Annotated in this window: 18 protein-coding genes and 2 tRNA genes; 9 read left to right on the top strand and 11 right to left on the bottom strand. The window is 66.0% G+C overall.

Going from position 1 to position 18,355, the window contains the following annotated elements:
* Nucleotides 1-36: 36 nt before the first annotated feature.
* The 6 genes from SOM28_RS20575 to SOM28_RS20600 form a co-directional block, all read right to left on the bottom strand.
* Complete coding sequence (locus SOM28_RS20575; protein ID WP_320469274.1) at nucleotides 37-1,362, bottom strand: amidohydrolase; 1,326 nt, start codon at nucleotides 1,360-1,362, stop codon at nucleotides 37-39.
* A gap of 32 nt (nucleotides 1,363-1,394) precedes the next feature.
* On the bottom strand, nucleotides 1,395-3,215 hold the full coding sequence (locus SOM28_RS20580; protein WP_320469275.1) for a M61 family metallopeptidase: 1,821 nt from the start codon (nucleotides 3,213-3,215) through the stop codon (nucleotides 1,395-1,397).
* 102 nt (nucleotides 3,216-3,317) lie between these two features.
* The gene (locus SOM28_RS20585; RefSeq protein ID WP_320469276.1) at nucleotides 3,318-3,914 is read right to left on the bottom strand and encodes a nucleotidyltransferase family protein; all 597 of its coding nucleotides are present in this window, start codon (nucleotides 3,912-3,914) and stop codon (nucleotides 3,318-3,320) included.
* 4 nt (nucleotides 3,915-3,918) lie between these two features.
* Nucleotides 3,919-4,380: a (2Fe-2S)-binding protein gene (locus tag SOM28_RS20590; protein WP_123072164.1), complete on the bottom strand. Its 462-nt coding sequence runs from the start codon at nucleotides 4,378-4,380 to the stop codon at nucleotides 3,919-3,921.
* Between the two features lie 37 nt (nucleotides 4,381-4,417).
* Complete coding sequence (locus tag SOM28_RS20595; protein WP_147937164.1) at nucleotides 4,418-5,152, bottom strand: DsbC family protein; 735 nt, start codon at nucleotides 5,150-5,152, stop codon at nucleotides 4,418-4,420.
* A 10-nt stretch (nucleotides 5,153-5,162) separates the two neighbouring features.
* Nucleotides 5,163-6,395, bottom strand: a complete 1,233-nt coding sequence (locus SOM28_RS20600) for an FAD-dependent monooxygenase (protein WP_320469277.1) — start codon at nucleotides 6,393-6,395, stop codon at nucleotides 5,163-5,165.
* Between the two features lie 151 nt (nucleotides 6,396-6,546).
* On the opposite strand from SOM28_RS20600, the gene SOM28_RS20605 reads away from it, so the two are divergent.
* Nucleotides 6,547-6,622 (top strand) — tRNA-Phe (locus SOM28_RS20605).
* Nucleotides 6,623-6,733: 111 nt separating this feature from the next.
* On the opposite strand, the gene SOM28_RS20610 is transcribed toward SOM28_RS20605, so the two are convergent.
* Nucleotides 6,734-7,150 carry a MerR family transcriptional regulator gene (locus SOM28_RS20610; RefSeq protein ID WP_320469278.1) on the bottom strand — a complete coding sequence of 139 codons (417 nt, stop codon included), beginning with the start codon at nucleotides 7,148-7,150 and terminating at the stop codon, nucleotides 6,734-6,736.
* Nucleotides 7,151-7,294: 144 nt separating this feature from the next.
* Here SOM28_RS20610 and SOM28_RS20615 point away from each other — a divergent pair, with 144 nt between their 5' ends.
* Nucleotides 7,295-8,167, top strand: a complete 873-nt coding sequence (locus SOM28_RS20615) for an SDR family NAD(P)-dependent oxidoreductase (protein WP_320469279.1) — start codon at nucleotides 7,295-7,297, stop codon at nucleotides 8,165-8,167.
* 48 nt (nucleotides 8,168-8,215) lie between these two features.
* Nucleotides 8,216-8,291, top strand: a tRNA-Phe gene (locus SOM28_RS20620).
* 55 nt (nucleotides 8,292-8,346) lie between these two features.
* Here SOM28_RS20620 and SOM28_RS20625 read toward each other — a convergent pair.
* Nucleotides 8,347-8,895, bottom strand: a complete 549-nt coding sequence (locus tag SOM28_RS20625; protein ID WP_320469280.1) for a GNAT family N-acetyltransferase — start codon at nucleotides 8,893-8,895, stop codon at nucleotides 8,347-8,349.
* A 218-nt stretch (nucleotides 8,896-9,113) separates the two neighbouring features.
* On the opposite strand from SOM28_RS20625, the gene SOM28_RS20630 reads away from it, so the two are divergent.
* Both SOM28_RS20630 and SOM28_RS20635 read left to right on the top strand, forming a co-directional pair.
* Nucleotides 9,114-9,980 carry an AraC family transcriptional regulator gene (locus tag SOM28_RS20630; protein WP_320469281.1) on the top strand — a complete coding sequence of 289 codons (867 nt, stop codon included), beginning with the start codon at nucleotides 9,114-9,116 and terminating at the stop codon, nucleotides 9,978-9,980.
* Between the two features lie 258 nt (nucleotides 9,981-10,238).
* Nucleotides 10,239-10,583 carry a zinc ribbon domain-containing protein YjdM gene (locus SOM28_RS20635; protein ID WP_123070404.1) on the top strand — a complete coding sequence of 115 codons (345 nt, stop codon included), beginning with the start codon at nucleotides 10,239-10,241 and terminating at the stop codon, nucleotides 10,581-10,583.
* Nucleotides 10,584-10,610: 27 nt separating this feature from the next.
* Here SOM28_RS20635 and SOM28_RS20640 read toward each other — a convergent pair whose 3' ends face one another.
* A complete protein-coding gene (locus SOM28_RS20640; protein ID WP_123070403.1) occupies nucleotides 10,611-11,486 on the bottom strand; it encodes a class I SAM-dependent methyltransferase in 876 nt (291 codons plus the stop codon).
* A gap of 166 nt (nucleotides 11,487-11,652) precedes the next feature.
* Between SOM28_RS20640 and SOM28_RS20645 the strand changes: the two genes are divergently transcribed.
* The 4 genes from SOM28_RS20645 to uvsE all read left to right on the top strand — a co-directional run bounded on the left by SOM28_RS20645 (nucleotide 11,653) and on the right by uvsE (nucleotide 16,457).
* Nucleotides 11,653-13,569, top strand: a complete 1,917-nt coding sequence (locus SOM28_RS20645; protein ID WP_123070402.1) for a tetratricopeptide repeat protein — start codon at nucleotides 11,653-11,655, stop codon at nucleotides 13,567-13,569.
* Nucleotides 13,570-13,690: 121 nt separating this feature from the next.
* Entirely contained in the window at nucleotides 13,691-14,275 is a 585-nt protein-coding gene (locus SOM28_RS20650) for a lipocalin family protein (protein ID WP_123070401.1), read from the top strand.
* Nucleotides 14,276-14,508: 233 nt separating this feature from the next.
* Complete coding sequence (locus SOM28_RS20655; protein WP_320469282.1) at nucleotides 14,509-15,402, top strand: CAP domain-containing protein; 894 nt, start codon at nucleotides 14,509-14,511, stop codon at nucleotides 15,400-15,402.
* A gap of 146 nt (nucleotides 15,403-15,548) precedes the next feature.
* Nucleotides 15,549-16,457: a UV DNA damage repair endonuclease UvsE gene (gene uvsE / locus SOM28_RS20660; RefSeq protein WP_320469283.1), complete on the top strand. Its 909-nt coding sequence runs from the start codon at nucleotides 15,549-15,551 to the stop codon at nucleotides 16,455-16,457.
* A gap of 1 nt (nucleotide 16,458) precedes the next feature.
* Here the strand turns inward: uvsE and SOM28_RS20665 are convergent, their stop codons facing one another.
* A complete protein-coding gene (locus SOM28_RS20665) occupies nucleotides 16,459-17,166 on the bottom strand; it encodes an alpha/beta fold hydrolase (RefSeq protein ID WP_320469284.1) in 708 nt (235 codons plus the stop codon).
* 34 nt (nucleotides 17,167-17,200) lie between these two features.
* Nucleotides 17,201-18,352 carry an FMNH2-dependent alkanesulfonate monooxygenase gene (gene ssuD, locus SOM28_RS20670; RefSeq protein ID WP_123070398.1) on the bottom strand — a complete coding sequence of 384 codons (1,152 nt, stop codon included), beginning with the start codon at nucleotides 18,350-18,352 and terminating at the stop codon, nucleotides 17,201-17,203.
* Between the last annotated feature and the right edge of the window lie 3 nt (nucleotides 18,353-18,355).

Raw genomic sequence — 18,355 nt, forward strand, 5'->3', positions numbered from 1 at the left:
CGCAAGCGACCGGCCGTTTTCATATGGCTTGGCTGTTTATTTGCCGAGCACGTTCAGCACGGCCAGGGTCATCGCCTGGGCGCCGGTCTTGATCGACGGTTCCGGCACCGGCGCGTAGAACGGCGAGTGGTTGAAGGCGATCGGCTTGCCGCCCTCGCGCTCCGCTTCGGCCACCACCTTCGGATCGTAGACGCCGGTGAAGAAGAACATCGACGGCACGCCTTCATTGGCGTACAGCGAGAAGTCTTCGCTGGCGGTCATGGCCGGCATGCGCTTGGCCTTGTCGGCGCCGAAGGCTTCCTTGAACACCACCTCGGTCTTGTTTACCAGCTCGGTGCTGTTGACGATGGCCTGGCCGCCGCCGCCGATCAGCATGTCCGGCTTCGGCGCGCCGGCCATCGCGGCCGAACCCTCGGCCACGCGGCGCACGCCTTCGAGCAGCTTGGCGCGCACAGTCGGGCTATACGAGCGGATGGTGCCGCGCACCTGCACGCTGTCCGGGATGATGTTGCCAACCGTGCCGCCCTGGATCGAACCGACCGTCACCACGCCGAATTCCTTCGGATCCTTCTCGCGGCTGACCACGGTCTGGACGTCGACCACGAACCGCGCCGCGATCGCCACCGGGTCGATGGTTTTATCAGGCGCTGAGCCATGGCCGCCACGGCCCTTGAATGTGATCTCGAGCCAGTCCGAGTTGGACGATACCGGGCCGTCGTTGAAGCCCACCGTGCCATGGGCCAGCGGCCAGGAATGCAGGGCGAAGGCGTAGTCCGGTTTCGGGAAGCGCTTGAACAGGCCGTCGTCCAGCATGGCCTTGGCGCCGGCGACGATTTCCTCGGCCGGCTGGCCAATGAAGACCAGGGTGCCCTTCCACTGCGATTTCAGCTCGACCAGGGTGCGGGCGGTTGCGAGCCAGCTGGTCATGTGAATGTCGTGGCCGCAGCTGTGCATCACGAAGGTGTCGCGGCCTTCGCTGGTGGCGCGGGCGCGGCTGGCGTACGGCAGGCCGGTGCGCTCTTCCATCGGCAGGCCATCCATATCGGTGCGCACCAGGACCGTCGGGCCGGCGCCGTTCTTGAGCACCGCGACGATGCCGGTCTTGCCGACCTTCTCGGTGACGGTGAAGCCAAGCTTGCGCATCTCGGCCGCCAGCTTGCCGGCGGTGCGCACTTCCTGGAAGGCGATCTCGGGATGCGCGTGCAGGTCTTTATAGACCGCGTCGAGCCATGGATACATGGCGTCGACCTTGGCGACGACGTCATTCTTGAGCGGCGCGGCCTGCTGGGCCTGGGCGACGTTTGCGGACAGGGCCAGCGACGCGAAAACGGCGGCTGCCGCGGCGATACGGGTAAAGGTCATGGGATGCTTATCGTTGTGAAGATTCTTGTCCATTACACGGCGCTCGGCCGCTTGATCGCGGCCGACTTGCGCCCGGCCACCGCCTGCGCCAGGCTGATGCCCGGCACGCGGTCGCCCTGCAGGGTGACGTCGAAGGCCATCAGCTCGTCGCGGCGGAAGGCGTGCACGGTGACGCGGTCGCCGACGCGGTAGCGCGCCAGCAGCGCGTCGATGTTGGGCGGATTGCCGTTCACGCGCAGGCCGTCGATCGCAATCACGACGTCCAGCGCCGACAGGCCGGCCTGGTGGGCAGCGCCGCCCTCGTGCACCTGGGTGAGCTTGGCGCCCAGCGGGTCGCGGCCGATGCCGGCGTCCAGCGAGGCCTTTCCGCCCTTGCGCTCGTCGACCAGCTTCACGCCCAGCGGCGCGTACAGCTTGACCAGCGGCAGGTCTTCGGTGCCGCGCACATAGCGCTCGAACATGTTCTTGAGTTTGAGGCCGCTGATCTCGTCGAACAGCGCTTCGACTTCGTGTTCCGTCACGCCGCGGCCGGCGCCGTTGTAGAAGTCGCGTCCGTAGCGCTCCCACAGCGCCAGCATGATGTCGTCCAGCGATTTCGCGCCGCCCGTTTTGGCGCGGATGGTCAGGTCGAAGGCCAGCGCGATCAGCGAACCCTTGGTGTAGTAGCTGATGATCGCGTTCGGCGAGTTCTCGTCCTGGCGGTAGTACTTGCTCCAGGCGTCGAAGCTCGAATCGGCCACGCTCTGCTTGAGGCGCCCGCTGCCGCGCAGCACGCCGCCGACCGTCTTGGCCTGCAGCTTGAAATAAGTCGCTTCGCCGATGATCCCGGCGCGCACCAGCATCAGGTCGTCGTAATAGCTGGTGAAGCCTTCGAACAGCCACAGGAGCGGCGTGTAATTCTCGGCCTGCAGGTCGTAGGGGGCGAAGGCGGCCGGCTTGATGCGCTTGACGTTCCAGGTGTGGAAATACTCGTGGCTGCACAGGCCCAGGAAGCGCAGATAACCCTCGCCCGGTTCGGCCGCCTTCGGCGTGGCCAGGCTAGGCAGGTCGGCGCGCGCGCAGATCAGGGCGGTCGAGGCGCGGTGTTCGAGGCCGCCGTAGCCATCGCCCACGGCCATGGTCATGAACACGTAGCGCTCGAGCGGCGCGCGCTTCGTTCTAGGTTCGAAGAAGGCGATCTGGGTCTCGCAGATCGCTTGCAGGTCGGCCTGCAGGCGCGCCATGTCGAGGTTGGGCACGCGGCCGGTGATCACGATGTCGTGCGGGATACCATGGGCCTTGAAGGTGGCCAGCTCGAAGTCGCCCATCTCGACCGGATGGTCGATCAGTTCGTCGTAGTTGGCGCAGGCATAGGCGCCGAAGCCGTAGCGCTTGGCGCCTGCTTCAGGCATCGCGGTGGCCACGCGCCAGGTTTTGGCGGCCGGGTCGGCGGGGCGCTGGATGTCGACCTGGTGGGCGAGCGACTCCTGTCCCACCACGCGCAGGAACACGCTGGTGCCGTTGAAGAAACCATGGGTCTGGTCGAGGTGGGCGGCACGCACCGACAGGTCCCAGGCATACACCTCGTAGTGCAGGGTCAGGGGGCCGGCGCTAGGGGCGGCGCGCCACGCGTGTTTATCCAGCTTGGTGAGGGCCACGGCATTGCCGCCGCTCTCGGCGCGGATGCGCACGATATTGCGCGCAAACTCGCGGATCATGTAGCTGCCCGGGATCCAGGCCGGCAGCACGAACGCCTGGCCGTCGGGATCGGGATTGGCGACCGTGACGGTGACGTTGAACAGGTGACCGGCCAGGTCCTTGGGGACGATGGTGTAGTGGATGGCGTTCTGCTTTTTCTGCGATGGCTTTTTCATGATCTTCTTGAATGGTCTCTCGGGACGCGCCGAATGGACATAGTGTAATCCATCGAGCGAAGCAAAACGCGCGCCATGCATGGCGGGTGGGTGGCGCGTCGCTTAGGAAGGCAGGTCGGAAGGGGAATCGATGTCGCGCAGGACGCCGGGGTCGGGCACGTCGATCGTGGCGACCGGGCTGCTTTGCAACAGGCGCCGCGCGCCCTGGTCGCCGTCCAGCGCCAGCAGGGCGTCGCGGTGCTGCGCGCCGAAGGCGACCGGATTTCCGCGCCGGCCCTCGAACAGGGGCGCGGCGATGGCGGCGCCCTCCCTGACCGCAGCGTCCAGCGCATGCAGGGTGGATGGGGCGACGAAGGGCATGTCGCCCAGCGCCACCAGCCAGCCCTGGCCGGGCGACTGGTCGTGCAACTGAGCATGCAGGGAATGACGGATCGCGTGCGCCAGCGACAGGCCCATGCCGCTGTCAGCATCCGGGCACACCGTCACCTCGCAGCCGAGCTGGCGCAGCACGTCCCCTACCCCACCGTCGGCGGGCGGCACCACCGCCACCACGCGTGGGAACACGGCCAGCAGCGTGCGCGCGCTGGCGGCGACCACCAGTTCGCCGCCGGGCAGGCGCTGCAACAGCTTGTTGTGATTGCCGGCCGGGTCGAAGCGGCGGCCCCGTCCCGCGGCCAGCAGGATGCCCGTCAGCGCCATGGGGTCATGCCTCCAATGCCGCGGCGGCATCCTTGATGGCCGCGCGGATCCGCTGATAGGTGCCGCAGCGGCACAGATTACCGCTCATGGCGTTGTCGATGTCGGCGTCCAGCGGGCGCCGGTTGGTGCGCAGCAGCGCGACGGCGCTCATCACCTGGCCGCTCTGGCAGTAGCCGCATTGCGGTACGTCGTGGCGTACCCAGGCATCCTGGACCGCCTTGCCGACCGGGTCGTCCTGCATCGCTTCGATGGTGGTGATCGCCTGGCCCGCGACCGCCGCGATCGGGGTGACGCAGGCGCGGATCGGGACGCCGCCCAGGTGCACGGTGCAGGCGCCGCACAGGGCCGCGCCGCAGCCGAACTTGGTGCCGGTGAGGTTGAGGTTGTCGCGCAGCGCCCACAGCACGGGCGTGGCGGGATCGGCGTCGACTTGCAGGTCTCTGCCGTTGATGTTCAAGGTCAGCATGCACGCTCCTGGGCGTCAACCATGACCGGCGGCTGCCTTATTTTGCCGGCTTCGCTTCCAGCGAATCGAATTTGGCTTCGAGCGCTTTCAGGTCGATCGCGCCCGGGATGCGGGTGCCGTCGCTGAAGAAGATGGCCGGCGTACCGGTGATGCGCAGCTTCTGGCCGAGCGCCAGCACCTTGTCGTTGGGCGATTCGCAGGCATTCGGCGCCGCCGGTGGCACCTTACCGTTGATCATCCAGTCATCCCAGGCCTTGTTGCGGTTCGGCGCGCACCAGATGTTCTTCGACTTCGTGAACGAATCCTGGGACAGGATGTTATACATGAAGGTATAGATGGTGACGTTGTCGATCTCGTTGAGCGTCGTCTGGCGCAGGCGCTTGCAGTAGCCGCAGTTCGGATCCTCGAACACCGCGATCACGCGCTTGCCATTGCCCTTGACCTGCTTGAGCGCCATCTCGAGCGGCAGGTCGCTGAACTTGATCTTGTTGATGTCGTCGATGCGCTCGCGCGTCAGGTTGCGCGAACTCTTGACGTCATACACCTGGCCGATCACGAGGAACTCGCCCTTCTTGTCGGTATACAGGATGTCGCCCGCGACCCGTACCTCGTACAGGCCGCCGTACGGAGTCTCCTTGACCGATTCGATCTTGGCGCCGCCCAGGTGCGGTTCGAGCGCCTTCTTGATGTTTGCCTCGACCGTGTTCTGCGCATCGACACACGATGCGAGCAGCGCCGTCGCCAGCAGGACGGCGAGCTTCATTTTGATCATGCTTGATTCCTCAGATTGATGACTTGCCCATCGCATGCGCCATCAGGCGCCGCTTCAAAGCAGGCATTTTATCAAGCAAGTTGAGTCCAAGATTGCGCATTACGCGTACAGGCTCCAGATTTGCCCCGAACAGGCGCTCCAGCCCATCGGTGGCCAGCTGCATCATGACCACGTCTTCCTTGCGCTTGCGGGCATAGCGCGCCAGCACCCGCTCGTCGCCGATGGCGCGCCGTTCCTCGCGCTCGCGCACGGTGGCGAGCAGGTCGACCACGTCGCCGAAACCCAGGTTCATGCCATGCCCGGCCAGCGGATGCACGGCGTGGGCGGCGTCGCCCACCAGCGCCACGCGCGGCGCCACGATCGCATGCGGCTTGACCAGCGCCAGCGGCACCGCCGCCACCGCCTCGGGTTGCAGGGGACGCAGGGCGCCCAGTTTCTCGTCGGCGTACTCGCCGAGCCGGATCGCCAGTTCGCCCAGCGACTCGTCCATCAGGGTGTCGGCCAGGGTCTCGGGCGCCGACCACACCAGCGAGACGCGGTTGCCCGGCAACGGCAGCAAGGCGATGATGCCGTCGGCGCAGGTGAACCACTGGTGGGCCACGCCATGGTGCGGCTTCTCGCAGGCGAAGTTGGTGACGATGGCGCGCTGGTGGTACATACGGTAGTCGACGCCGATGTCGCACTGCCCGCGCACCCAGGATTCGCGGCCGTCGGCCCCGACCAGCAGCGCGCATTCGAGGCGGCGGCCGTCTTCCAGGCGCAGCGCGGCGCCCTCGTCGCTGCAGGTGAGCTCGCAGGCCCGGCCTTCGACCCGCTGCACGTTGTGGGCGAACTTGAGCGCGGCATCCAGCGCGCCGTTCAGGTTATGGTCTTCGACGATCCAGGCCAGGGTGCCGACCCGGGCGCCGAAGGCGTCGAAACCGAGATTGCCGCCACCCTCGCCGTCGCCATGCACGTCCATCGCATCGACCGCGGCGACGCGCGCCAGGTCGAGGGCGCCCCAGACCTTGAGCGAGGCCAGCAGGTCATGGGCCGTATGGTTGAGCGCGTAGACACGCACGTCCCACGGACGCTCCGCAGCCGAGGATGACGACGGCGCCTCGGCCCCGGGACGCGCGGGCGGCGCCAGCAGGGTCACGCTATGCCCGGCCTGGGCAAAGCCGAGGGCGGTGGTCTTGGCGATGGCGCCATTGCCGACGATGCAAACATCGGTCCGGGTAGTGGAGGTCGTGGGCGTGGTCATGGTGCTCATTATAGCGATATGCCAAGCCATGCCTTGCCGGCGTCGCCATGGATTGACGGCTGAGCCAGGGTCGATATGCCGCCCGGCACACACAAAGCATTCAAGAGTACTTGCGCAACTGAAAATCGCTGGCTATAATCATGCCTCTCTTGGCCTGGTAGCTCAGTTGGTAGAGCAGAGGATTGAAAATCCTTGTGTCGGTGGTTCGATTCCGCCCCGGGCCACCAAGAATAAGCCTAACGCAACGCCCACTCATGCAAGTGGGCGTTTTTGTTTCTGCTGTATTCCCGGCCTCCCAGGACGCTTGCCGCCTGACTCCCCAGATCCTGCTTTGGGAGTTAAATCTCCGGCAACGCCACTTCACACCCGCAAACCCCAAAACCTGGCTGCGCGCCGCGCTCGCCCGACGCCAGCCAGTCGATCTTCTTGCGAAGGTAGTCCGTCATCCTCGCCAGGTCGGCGGCCTTCGCCTCCAGTTGCGCCAGCTGCGCCCGCAAAATTTCCACGGCGCGAGCGCCATCGATGCCGTTCTCACGCCGCTCCGTATCCAGCGCCGCAATGTCCTTCAACGACCAGCCCAGCGCCTGACCGATGCGTATGACCTCCACTGCCTGCATGTCCTCGCTGTTAAAAAAATGGTAGGGCTTGCTGCCGCCCTTGCCATTCGTCTTGGGCTGTAACAAGCCCAGGCGCATGTAGTAGCGCACCGTATCGCGGCTCAATCCCGCTGCCGCCGCAAACTCCGAAATCAACATGTCCTATCCCTTGACTGTGGAGCGTGCTCCACACTTACAGTTCCTGCATCCGCAACCCCGGAAGAGTGGCGAATTCTACTCCAGCTGAAATCCGGCAATTGCGGCCTGTCACTACTGTTATCAAACCAACACAGGACTTCACGCATGAACAAAATCAAGACATGGCTGATCACAGGCTGCGCCCAGGGACTGGGCCGGGCCATCGCGGAAACCGTATTGGCCAACGGCGACCGCCTCGTCGCCACGGCGCGCCGCCCCGAACTGCTGGCCGAGCTGCAGCAGCGCTACCGCGCGCAGATCGTCGTGGGCCATCTCGACGTCACCGATGCCGTCGCTGCCCAGGCGGCCGTCCAGCTCGCCGTCAAGCACTTCGGCGGCCTCGATGTGCTGGTCAACAATGCCGGCTACGCCTCGCTGGCGCCGTTCGAGCAAATGGCGGAGGACGACTTCAAGACTCAGATGGACACGAATTTCTACGGCGTCGTCAACCTGACGCGTGCCGTCCTGCCGCTGATGCGCGGGCAGCGGGCCGGCCACATCATCAACATCTCGTCGGGCGCCGGCCGTCTTGGCATGCCCGGCATGAGCGCCTACCACGCCGCCAAGTTCGCCGTGGGCGGCTTTACCGAATCGGTGGCGAAAGAGCTGGCTGCGCTTGGCGTTCAGATGGTGGCCGTAGAACCAGGCAGCATGCCCACCAGCTGGGCGCCAACGGCGCTGAACAGCGCAGCCGCGCTGCTGCCCGAGTACGAGGCCACCGTGGGCCACATGCTGGCCATGCTCGGCGGCCTGCCCGGCAACGAAATAGGCGACCTAAGCCGCTATGCCCAGGTGATCTTCGACCTTTCCCGCGCCGATAGGCTGCCTAATCACTTGATACTCGGCAGCGACGCGCTCTACGCCGTGCGCATGGCCGAAGCAGCGCGCGACCAGGCCACCACCGAATGGGAGCATGTCAGCACCTCCACCGATCGTCCCGGCGCGGACCTGTCCTTCCTCGATGGACTCAAGCACTGAGACGCGTACCAGGCAGATACGCCCAGCCCGGTAATCATTGCGCGCCTTGGCCTGGTAGCTCAGTTGGTAGAGCAGAGGATTGAAAATCCTTGTGTCGGTGGTTCGATTCCGCCCCGGGCCACCAAGAATATCGAAAAAACGCCAACCCTCACCGGTTGGCGTTTTTTTTGTGCCTGCGATCACATTGCACGCGGATCGGCGTTGCTTGCCGGCGTCAGCAGTTTTTCCATGATCGCCAGGCGCACGCCACGGTATTGGGGAGACAGTTCCGGACCGCTCGACGCCGTGCGCTCGCCCATGTGGACGAAACCGAAGCGGGAATAATAGTCGCTCAAGCGTGGGTTGTCCGCCCAGGTATCCAGGCGCAGCCGGTCGAATCCCAGGCGCAGCGTCTCGCGTTCGCTCCAGGCCAGCATCAGCCCGAACAACGACCTCCCTTTCCATAGACGCCCGACGATGATGCGGTTGATATAGCGGGCCGCATGCGGTTGCAAGCCCTGCCACAGATCCTCGTCCATGGGCGATGGCGGACAGAAACTGAAGATGCCGACGGTGTGCATATCGACCGACAACAGATATTGGGCCCCCACGGCAATGTCGGCCTCGACCACTGCCAGGTCCAGCGCATTCCAGTAGGGCAGCCCCTGCCGGCGCTGGAAGGCGATCGCTTCCTCATACAATTCCTTGATTTTCGGTATGTCCGCAGTGTGTGCTCGATGGATGTACATGGTTCTGCCGGGAAGTGGAAAGCGTCCAGTGTGCTGCGGGGCCGATGACCTCGTCTTGTATGGCTGTAACCTCGGCCGCTGCCCGGTTGGCGTGTTTACAGCTGTACAAGCATGCTGAGCAAAAGCCTGCCATCATGTGTTGCGGCTGACGCGACGCCAGGGCAAGCGCGGCCGTGTGCGGCCTTTCGTTTCATTCCTGGCATTTCTTGCAGATAGCGATGGACACAGAGAACCACGACCAAACCGGACCGGAACCGCCATCGAAGGCCGACTGGGTGCGCTATCGCCCCACCGGTGTGCAGGGCGTGACCCTGATGCGCGCTCATTTCACCGACTACACTTTCGAGCGGCACAGCCACCCTGAATTCGGGATCGGCCTGACCTATCGCGGTGTCCAGACCTTCAACTGCCAGGGCAGCAGGCAGGTCAGCGCGCCGGGCAACGTCATCTTCCTGAACCCGGACCAGGCCCATGACGGCTTGCGCGGCAAGACCGACAGCTACGACTACAGCATGCTGTATGTCGATCCCGCCGTGATGACGGTGCTGCGCGAGCAGGCGGCAGGCGTTCTTCCTGCGAGTTATTTTCGCGATGCCGTCGTGCATGCGCCAGAAGCAGCAAGGCAATTGCACGACGCCATAGAGGCCACCGGCCAAGCGCAGGAAGCGCTGCGCGCGGAGTCGCTGCTGCTCAAGGCCTTCATGGGCTTGCTCCTGCGCTTCGGCGAGACCCAGGCGGCGGCGCAGGCGCCTGTGCTCGCCGGCCTGGCCCGGCTGAATCGGGTGCGCGACTATATTCGCGCCCATGCGGGCAACGATATCTCGATTGCCGAACTCGCGCGCGAAGCGGGCGTGTCACGCGTCTACCTGAGCCGTGCGTTCGAACGGCAGTTCGGCGTGCCGCCCCATGTCTACCTGAACGCGGTCCGGCTGGCCAATGCACGTCAGCTCTTATTGAGCGGCATGTCGCTGGCGACGGTCGCGGTGAGTGCGGGGTTTGCGGACCAAAGCCATTTCACCCGGCGATTCAAGGGCGCGGTTGGGCTGTCGCCAGGGGCGTGGCTAAGGCAGATGCGTAGAGGCTGATGTGGCAACCATCATGCCAAGCCTGCATGCCGGGGCCGTGGCGCTGGCTGAGGAACGCGCCGCGACCGCCAGTCGGCATGTTTCCTTCTGGTATCATACGCGCTGACTGATGGTAGTCGGCGCCTGCCCTAAGCTCTAGATCGTCGACGATGCACGCTCAGTCCGATGGTGCGCATCCGCATCGACGACGCGACGTCCGATTACCACCCTCCCTGTTTGCGGCCCTCCCTGGCCAGCGTTTGATATTCCAAGGTTCACATGCACACCCTCCCTCCATGCCCCCAATGCCAGTCCGCCTATACCTATGAAGATGGCGGCGGCCAATATGTCTGCCCGGAATGCGCCCATGAGTGGCCAGTCCAGGCAGCCGCCGCGGCGACCGACAGCGTGCGCGTCTATAAAGATGCGTCAGGCAATATCCTCCAGGATGGCGACACCGTCACCGTGATCAAGGACCTGAAACCGAAAGGTTCGGGCGGCGTGATCAAGCAAGGCACCAAGGTCAAGAATATCCGGCTGGTCGACGCCGACCACGACATCGACTGCAAGATCGACGGCTTCGGCGCCATGAGCCTCAAGACGGAATTCGTGCGCAAGGTATAAGCACGCACGGCTCCCGGCCCCGGGAGCCTAATGCAGCGCGCCCGCCGCCTCGCGGGTCAGTACGATCTCGAGGTATTCGGCCGGCGCCACCATTGAATCCGGCCCGGCCGTGTTGAAGCGGTCGATCAGGGCCAGCAAGTCTTGTTCGAGCGCGTCGGCGGCAGACGGCGCGAGGGCGGCGAACGCCCGGTTGAGCGGCCCGTAGTAATCGCGGAACACATGCACCCAGTGCGTGGGCGACGCGTAACGGAAGTTGAACATCCTGCGCGTGATGCGCGCCTGCAGCGCGTCGGCGCCGAACAGCTGGCGCACATGGTCTTCATTCCCCCACAGTAGCGGCGACGCCACCCCGGCCGGCGGCGCAATGTGCTTGCCGACCGCCTTGAACAGCTGGCCGATGAAGCCTTCGGGCGTCCAGTTCGCCATCCCGATGCGTCCACCGGGCCGCACCACGCGCCGTATCTCGGCGGCGGCGCGCGCCTGGTCGGGCGCGAACATCACGCCGAAGGTGGACAGCGCCACGTCGAAGCTGGCATCCGGGAACGGCAGCGCCTCGGCGTCCGCTTCACGAAAATCGATCGCCAGGCCCTCGGCGGCGGCGCGCGCCCGCCCCTTCTCGAGCAGGGCCGGCACATAGTCGGTGGAGGTGACGCGGGCAAAGCGGCGCGCCGCGGCCAGTGTGGCGTTGCCGTTGCCGGCGGCGACGTCGAGGACGCGCTCGCCGGCGCGCACGTCGACGGCCTCGGCCAGCAGTTCGCCGACGATCTGCAGGGTGACGCCGACCACGGCGAAATCGCCGCTGGCCCAGGTGGCCTGCTGGCGCTGCTTGATGGCCGCGAGGTCGGGGCCGGGAGTGGCCGATGCCGGCTGAGACGACGGCGCGGGTTGGGCTGGCTGGGTCATGATCGGTTTCCTTGAGCAGGCATGTTCTCGATATGACTGGCCGCGCCACCCGTGGTTCGGCGCCACACCTTGTGCCTTCTCAATCCCGAAGTGGGAAATCGGCGCGCCGATGCGACTCCAATGACACAGCAGGCACCGCAGACACGGCGCCGCCTTGGGAGGAAGTATGAAACCGCGCCTTGTTTCGCGTGGCGTCGCCGCCATTACCGCACTCGCCGTGCTTGCCATCGCCGTCATCGGCGCAGTGGCGCTCGCCGCCATGCCGTCGCTCTGGTCCGGGCGCGGCACGGCCAATACCGGTTTCGACCCGCTGTTCGCCGAAACCACCGGCGCCACCTGCGCGCCGGCGCGCGCCGGCACGCCGCCCCTGCTGGCCCATCTGGTGCAGGCCCAGGCCCAGGCACAGACCCAGCCCCAGACCCAGACCCAGACCCAGCCCCAGCCCGAAACCCGCCCCTTCACGCCCGGCCAGCAGGCGCCAGCCAGCCCGGGCGACAAGCCCGCGGACAAGCCGGCCAGGGCCGCACCGCCGCCCCTGTACGACAACCTAGGCAAGCTGCACGTGCCGGTCACCACCGCCAGCAAGCGCGCCCAGGCCTATTTCGACCAGGGCATCCGCCTGACCTTCGCTTTCAACCATGCCGAAGCGGCGCGCGCCTTCCGCGCCGCGCAAGACGCCGACCCCGACTGCGCCATGTGCTACTGGGGCGAGGCGCTGGTGCTGGGCCCGAACATCAACGCCCCCATGTTCCCCGAGGCCGTGGCGCCGGCGGTGGCCGCCGCGGCCGAGGCCAGCCGCCTGGCGCCGCGCACCCGGCCCGAAGAGCAGGCCGTGATCCGCGCCGTGGCGCGCCGCTACAGCGCCGATCCCGGCGCCGACCGCGCCGCGCTCGACAAGGCCTATGCCGATGCCATGACCGAGGCCGCGCGCGACTTCCCGACCCACGACACCATCCAGGTGCTGTTCGCCGAATCGCTGATGGACCTGTCGCCCTGGGACTACTGGGCGGCCGGCGGCGCCAAGCCCAAGAACCGCACGGCCGAGCTGGTCGCCGCACTCGAGAGAGTATTGGCGCGCAACCCGACCCATGCCGGGGCCGCCCACTACTACATCCACGCCATGGAAGCCTCGAGCCGGCCCGAGAAAGCCCTGCCCGCCGCGCGCGTGCTGGCGAGCCAGATCCCGGGCGCCGGCCACATCGTGCACATGCCCTCGCACATCTATTACCGGCTGGGCATGTACCGCGACGCGCTGCGCTCGAATGTCCTGGCGGTCGCCACCGACGAACGCTACTTCGCCGACGCGGCCAGCGATCCCGTCTATCGGGGCGCCTATTACCCGCACAATATCCACTTCGTGATGGTGTCGGCCCTGATGGGCGGCGACGGCCGTACGGCGCTCGAAGCCGCAGGCAAGCTCGACAAGGTAATCACGCCCGATCTCCTGACCGCCATCGGCGCGCTGCAGCCGGTCAAGTCGGCGCCCTACTTCGCCCACGTCCAGTTCAGCGATGCGGACACCCTGCTCGCGCTCCCCGATCCAGGCCCCCAGTTCGTGCTCGTTCAGGCGATGTGGCATTACGCGCGCGCCGTCGGCCATGCACGCAAGGGTGACTTCGATGCGGCCGCACGACAAGTCGCCGCGCTCGACAAGATCGAGAAGAACGGCGACTTCAAGCCGGTGAACGACTGGAATATTCCCGGCCGCGAGATCGTCCAGACCGCCCGTTCGGTGGCCCAGGCCCGGATTGCCGATGCGCGTGGTGACTTGCCGCGTGCGGTCAAGGCCTACCGCAGTGCGATCGCGGTGCAGGACGCGCTGCCCTATATGGAGCCGCCCTACTGGTATTACCCGGTGCGCCAGTCGCTCGGCGTGGCGCTCCTGCGCAGCGGACAGCCGGACGCTGCCGAAAAAGTCTTCCGCGATTCGCTGGCACGCACCCCAAGCAATGGCTGGGCATTGCGCGGCCTCATGGAGGTGTACCGCAAGCGTGGTGACGAAGCCGCGCTCGCGGCCGTGCAAAAGCAGTTCGCGACCACCTGGCTTGGCAAGTCGGATGGGCCGGCGCTGTCCGCACTGTAGGCCTGGAGGCGGTTGCGCGCGCGGCATGGCAAGTACCGTCATGAGCGCGTATGCAAATCATGCGACACAGCAATCCCATTGTCATTTATGCTAGGAGCCCGAATATTTACAAGAGGTTCCGATGAACGCCAAGCCTTCGTTCTTCGCGTCATGCGCCGCCCTGGCCCTGTCCGCCCTGTGCGCCGTTCCGGCGCTGGCAGCAGACAGCGCCCGGCCGCTGCAGCCGATCGAATCGCTCGTGGTGCCGCGCTATATGGGCATCTGGTACGAGATCGCAAAACTCCCCAACGACTTCCAAAAAAAATGCGTCGGTGATACCACCGCCACCTATAACCTGGGCGAAGATGGGCGGGTGCAAGTCGTCAACCGCTGCCGCACCGCCGAGGGCAAATTCGACATGGCCGACGGCGTGGCGCGCCAGCTCGGCGGCGCCACCTCGCCCAAGCTCAAGGTGCGTTTCGCGCCGGCGATCCTGTCCTTCATCCCGATGGTGTGGGGGGATTACTGGGTCATCGACCTCGACGACAAATACCAGTTGTCCGCGGTAAGCGAACCCAAGCGCGAATACCTGTGGATCCTGTCGCGCACGCCGCAGGTCGAACCGGCCGAATACGACGCCCTGCTTGCACGCCTCACGGCCCAGGGACTGGATGTGTCCAGGCTGGTGCGCACGCCGCAAACGCAATTGCAACAACCCGCACAGTAAGACCAGACCGGGCAGACCGCGGCGACCGATGCCGCGTCGCTTGCCACGGTCGATGCCGCCGCACCTGCTGCAGGCGCCAATGCATCTGGAAATCCCGGCAGCCGTCCCCATCTCTCCCACCAGCCCAGAAAACCGCGCCGACTCCATTGGCGTTCTTGCTTTTTAAATTTTTCATCCCCAGTCCATATGGCGCACCGGCTTTGCCTGCAGTCATGCCGTCCTTGAAGAGTTCGATGCCAGGTCCACAATCCCCTGCACTGCGCCGGGCGCTGCTGACGGTGGCGGCCACCCTGCTGGCGCTGCCTGCCGCGTATGCCCTGCCCGCCCAGGCCGGTAGTAGCGATTCCTTGGCAACACTGGTCAATGCCTACCGCGCCAATCCCGGCGCCTGCGACGGCCTTCCCGCCGCGGCCGCGACCGCGCTCGATCCGCAACCGGCCCTGGCCCAGGTACGCATCGGCGCCGGCACCTTCATCGAATCCGCACTGGAACGCGCCGGTTACGCTGCGGCGCAGGCCCAGGCGGTCTACGTCACCGGCCCCGAGGATGCCCAGGCCGCTATGAATGTGTTGGCACAGAAATACTGCAAGGTATTGCTGAGCGATCGTTTCTCGGCCGTCGGCAGCTACCGCGAGGGCACGACCTGGACCGTCGTGCTGGCGCGCCCGGCGCCGCCGCTACCCTCGGCCACCTATCCAGACTGGCGCGAAGCCGGCCGCGCGATCCTGGATGAAGTCAATGCCGCGCGCGCCAGCGCCCGCTCCTGCGGCAAGCAAGCGTTCCCGGCAGCGCCGCCCCTGAGCTGGAACTCCGCGCTGGGCGATGCCGCGCTGGCCCATAGCCGCGACATGGCAACGCGCCGCTACTTCAGCCACCGCGCCAAGGATGGCAGCCAGGCCACCGACCGCGCCCTGCGCGCCGGCTACAGCTGGCGCCGGGTGGGCGAAAACATTGCCTTCGGCCAGCGCTCGCCGCGCGAAGCCGTCGAAGGCTGGCTCGAGAGCCCCGGGCATTGCGCCAACATCATGAACCGCGATTTCATCGAGATGGGCGCCGCCTATGGCGTCACGCCGGAGCGGCAGAGCGGCGTCATCTACTGGACCCAGGTATTTGGCGCGCCGCGCTAAGTTAGTCGTGCAGGGCAAGCGCCATGCCTGCCCCGCCTTCGACCCGGATTGCGTCCTGACTGGTGCATCTCCTTAAAGCTGCTTCGGATAGACTGCCTCTCAACATCAACCTCCCGTCCGCGTCTCGCTGCGCCGGCCCAGAACACATGACCCAGTCCGCCCCGCAACCACGACTCGGCCTCGTCTGCATCACCGTTTCCAAAGACGTGCGCTATCGCGCGCTCACGCGCAAGCGCCTGCTCGAACATTCGGAAGATGGCCAGCGCCGCGTGCTGGAAGACATTTATCGCGACAATATCCAGACCCTGGACAATGCGCTGCGTTATTGTGAGCGCGAAGGTATCGCCCTCTACCGCATGCCCTCGTCGATCTTCCCGTTTTCCGATACGCCGTTCGGGCTGGAGATCCTGCAACAGTTCAAGGAAACCCTGGGCCGCTCGGGCCGGCGCGCGATCGAGCGCGGCATCCGCCTGGTGATGCATCCCGACCAGTTCGTGGTGCTCAGCTCGGACTCGGACGACGTGGTGGCCAACAGCGTCAAGATCTTGCAGATGCATGCCGACATCATGGATTTGCTGGACCAGCCGCGTTCGCCCTGGGCACTGCTGGAAATCCATGGCGGCAAGGCCGACCGCGAAGACAAGCTGGTCGCGCGCATTGCCGAACTGCCGGACGCGATCCGCTGCCGCATCGGCCTGGAGAATGACGAATACGCCTACAGCGCCGACGAGATCCACGCCGTCTGCGTGCGCGCCGGTGTGCCGATGGTGTTCGACGCCCACCACCACATCGTCCACGAAAAACTGGACAGCTACGAACATCCGAGCGTGGCCGAGATGGTGGCCAGGGCGCGCGCCACCTGGCCCGACCCGGCCCAGCAGCTGGTGCACATCTCGAACGGCCGCGAAGGCTTCAACGACCGCCAGCATTCCGACCTGATCGCGACGATGCCCTCGTCCTATCTCGCCGCGCCGTATATCGAGATCGAGGCAAAACTAAAGGAAGAAGCGATCCGCGGCCTGGACGGCTGGTGCGCAAGGTTCACGCCGGCCTGATTCAGGCTTCCGGCACCTGCACCCGCAGTTGCGCCAGCCACGGCACGATCACATCGCACAATGCTTGCGGCGCCTCGAGCGGAATCATGTGCCCGCTATCCTCGACCAGCGCGAACTGCGCCCCCGCGATCCCCGTATGCAGCTCTTGCGCTTCCTCCAGACTGCGCAAACGGTCATGCCCTGCCGCCACCACCAGGGTCGGACAACGGATCTCGCCCAGCAGATGCAGGTCGCCCGGCCGCTCGACCATCGACTGATTACGAAAAGCCTCGCCGCCAAGCCGCACGCCCATCATGCGCACGCGCTCGATCAGCGCCTCGTTATCCACCTCGCGCGGATGCAGTGAGCTGGCGATCGCGGTGCGGCTCAGCCCCGCGAACGAGACCGACGCCGCCGCCCGGGCCACCGTGCGTTTGCCCTGGCGGACGGCGTCGGAATCGGGCCGGGTCGAAGTGGCGATCAGCACCAGCGCGCGCACGCGTTCGGGCGCCTGGCGCACAATCTCGCGCGCGACGTAGCCGCCCATCGAGAAGCCGATCAGGATGAAGGACGGCGGCGCCTCGGCCAATACGCGGCGCGCCAGGTCCTCGAGAGTGGAATCGTGACGCAGGTCGGCATGCGCCAGCGGGCCGAAGGGGGCCAGCCGGTCGCGCATACCGTCCCACAGCGTCTCGTCGGCCATATAGCCGGGAACCAGCAGGATAGTCATCGCGCCATCATAGCAAAGCGCGATCAAGGTCGTATCAAGCGGCCTTCTTGGGCAGGATATCGCTGGCCATCATCTCGCCGAACGGTCCGGTGATCGACTGCTCTCCGTGCTCGGTTCCTTTCCCCAGCAGCGGGAACACCAGCTCGGCGAAGCGATACGATTCTTCCAGGTGCGGATAGCCCGACAGGATGAAGGTCTCGATGCCCAGATCCGCGTACTCGCGCACGCGCGCCGCCACCGTCTCGGGATCGCCCACCAGCGCCGTCCCCGCGCCGCCGCGTACCAGGCCCACGCCAGCCCACAGATTGGGCGAGACTTCGAGCTGGTCGCGCCGCCCGCCATGCAGGGCCGCCATGCGGCGCTGGCCGACCGAATCCATCTTCGCGAACGCGGCCTGGGCCTTGGCGATGGTGTCGTCGTCCAGGTGACTGATCAACTCGTCGGCCGCGCGCCAGGCTTCTTCATTGGTCTCGCGCACGATCACGTGCAGGCGGATGCCGAATTTCAGCGTGCGGCCGTGCTTCGCGGCCCGTGCGCGGATGTCGGCCAGCTTCTCGGCCACCGCAGCCGGCGGTTCACCCCAGGTCAGGTAGACGTCCATCTGCTCGGCCGCAAGCTCGTGCGCCGGTTCGGACGAGCCGCCGAAGTACAGCGGCGGATACGGCTTCTGCACGGCCGGATACAAGGTCTTGGCGCCCTTGACCTGGATGTGGGTGCCCTCGAAATCATAGCCGGCCGCGCCGCCCTCGCCCGCCATGCTGGCGCGCCAGACCTTGAAGAATTCGCTCGAGATCTCGTAGCGCTTGCTGTGGTCGGCGTACAGGCCGTCGGCTTCGAGCTCGCCCTGGTCGCCGCCGGTGACGACATTGATCAACAGGCGCCCGTTCGACAGGCGGTCGAAGGTGGAGGCCATGCGCACCGCCAGCCCCGGCGTCGACAGGCCGGGACGGATCGCAACCAGGAATTTCAGCCTGGTGGTGGCGTTGATCAGCGACGAGGCAACGATCCAGGCGTCTTCGCAGGACCGCCCGGTCGGCAGCAGCACGCCGTCGTAGCCGAGGGTATCGGCGGCAACCGCGACCTGCTTCAGGTAATCGGCATTGACCGGGCGCGCACCCTTGGTGGTGCCGAGATAACGGCTGTCGCCGTGAGTGGGGATAAACCAGAAAATGTTGGGAGTCGACACGGT

This window comes from Massilia sp. CFBP9026 (assembly GCF_034045165.1).
Classification (GTDB): Bacteria; Pseudomonadota; Gammaproteobacteria; order Burkholderiales; family Burkholderiaceae_D; genus Telluria; species Telluria arenae.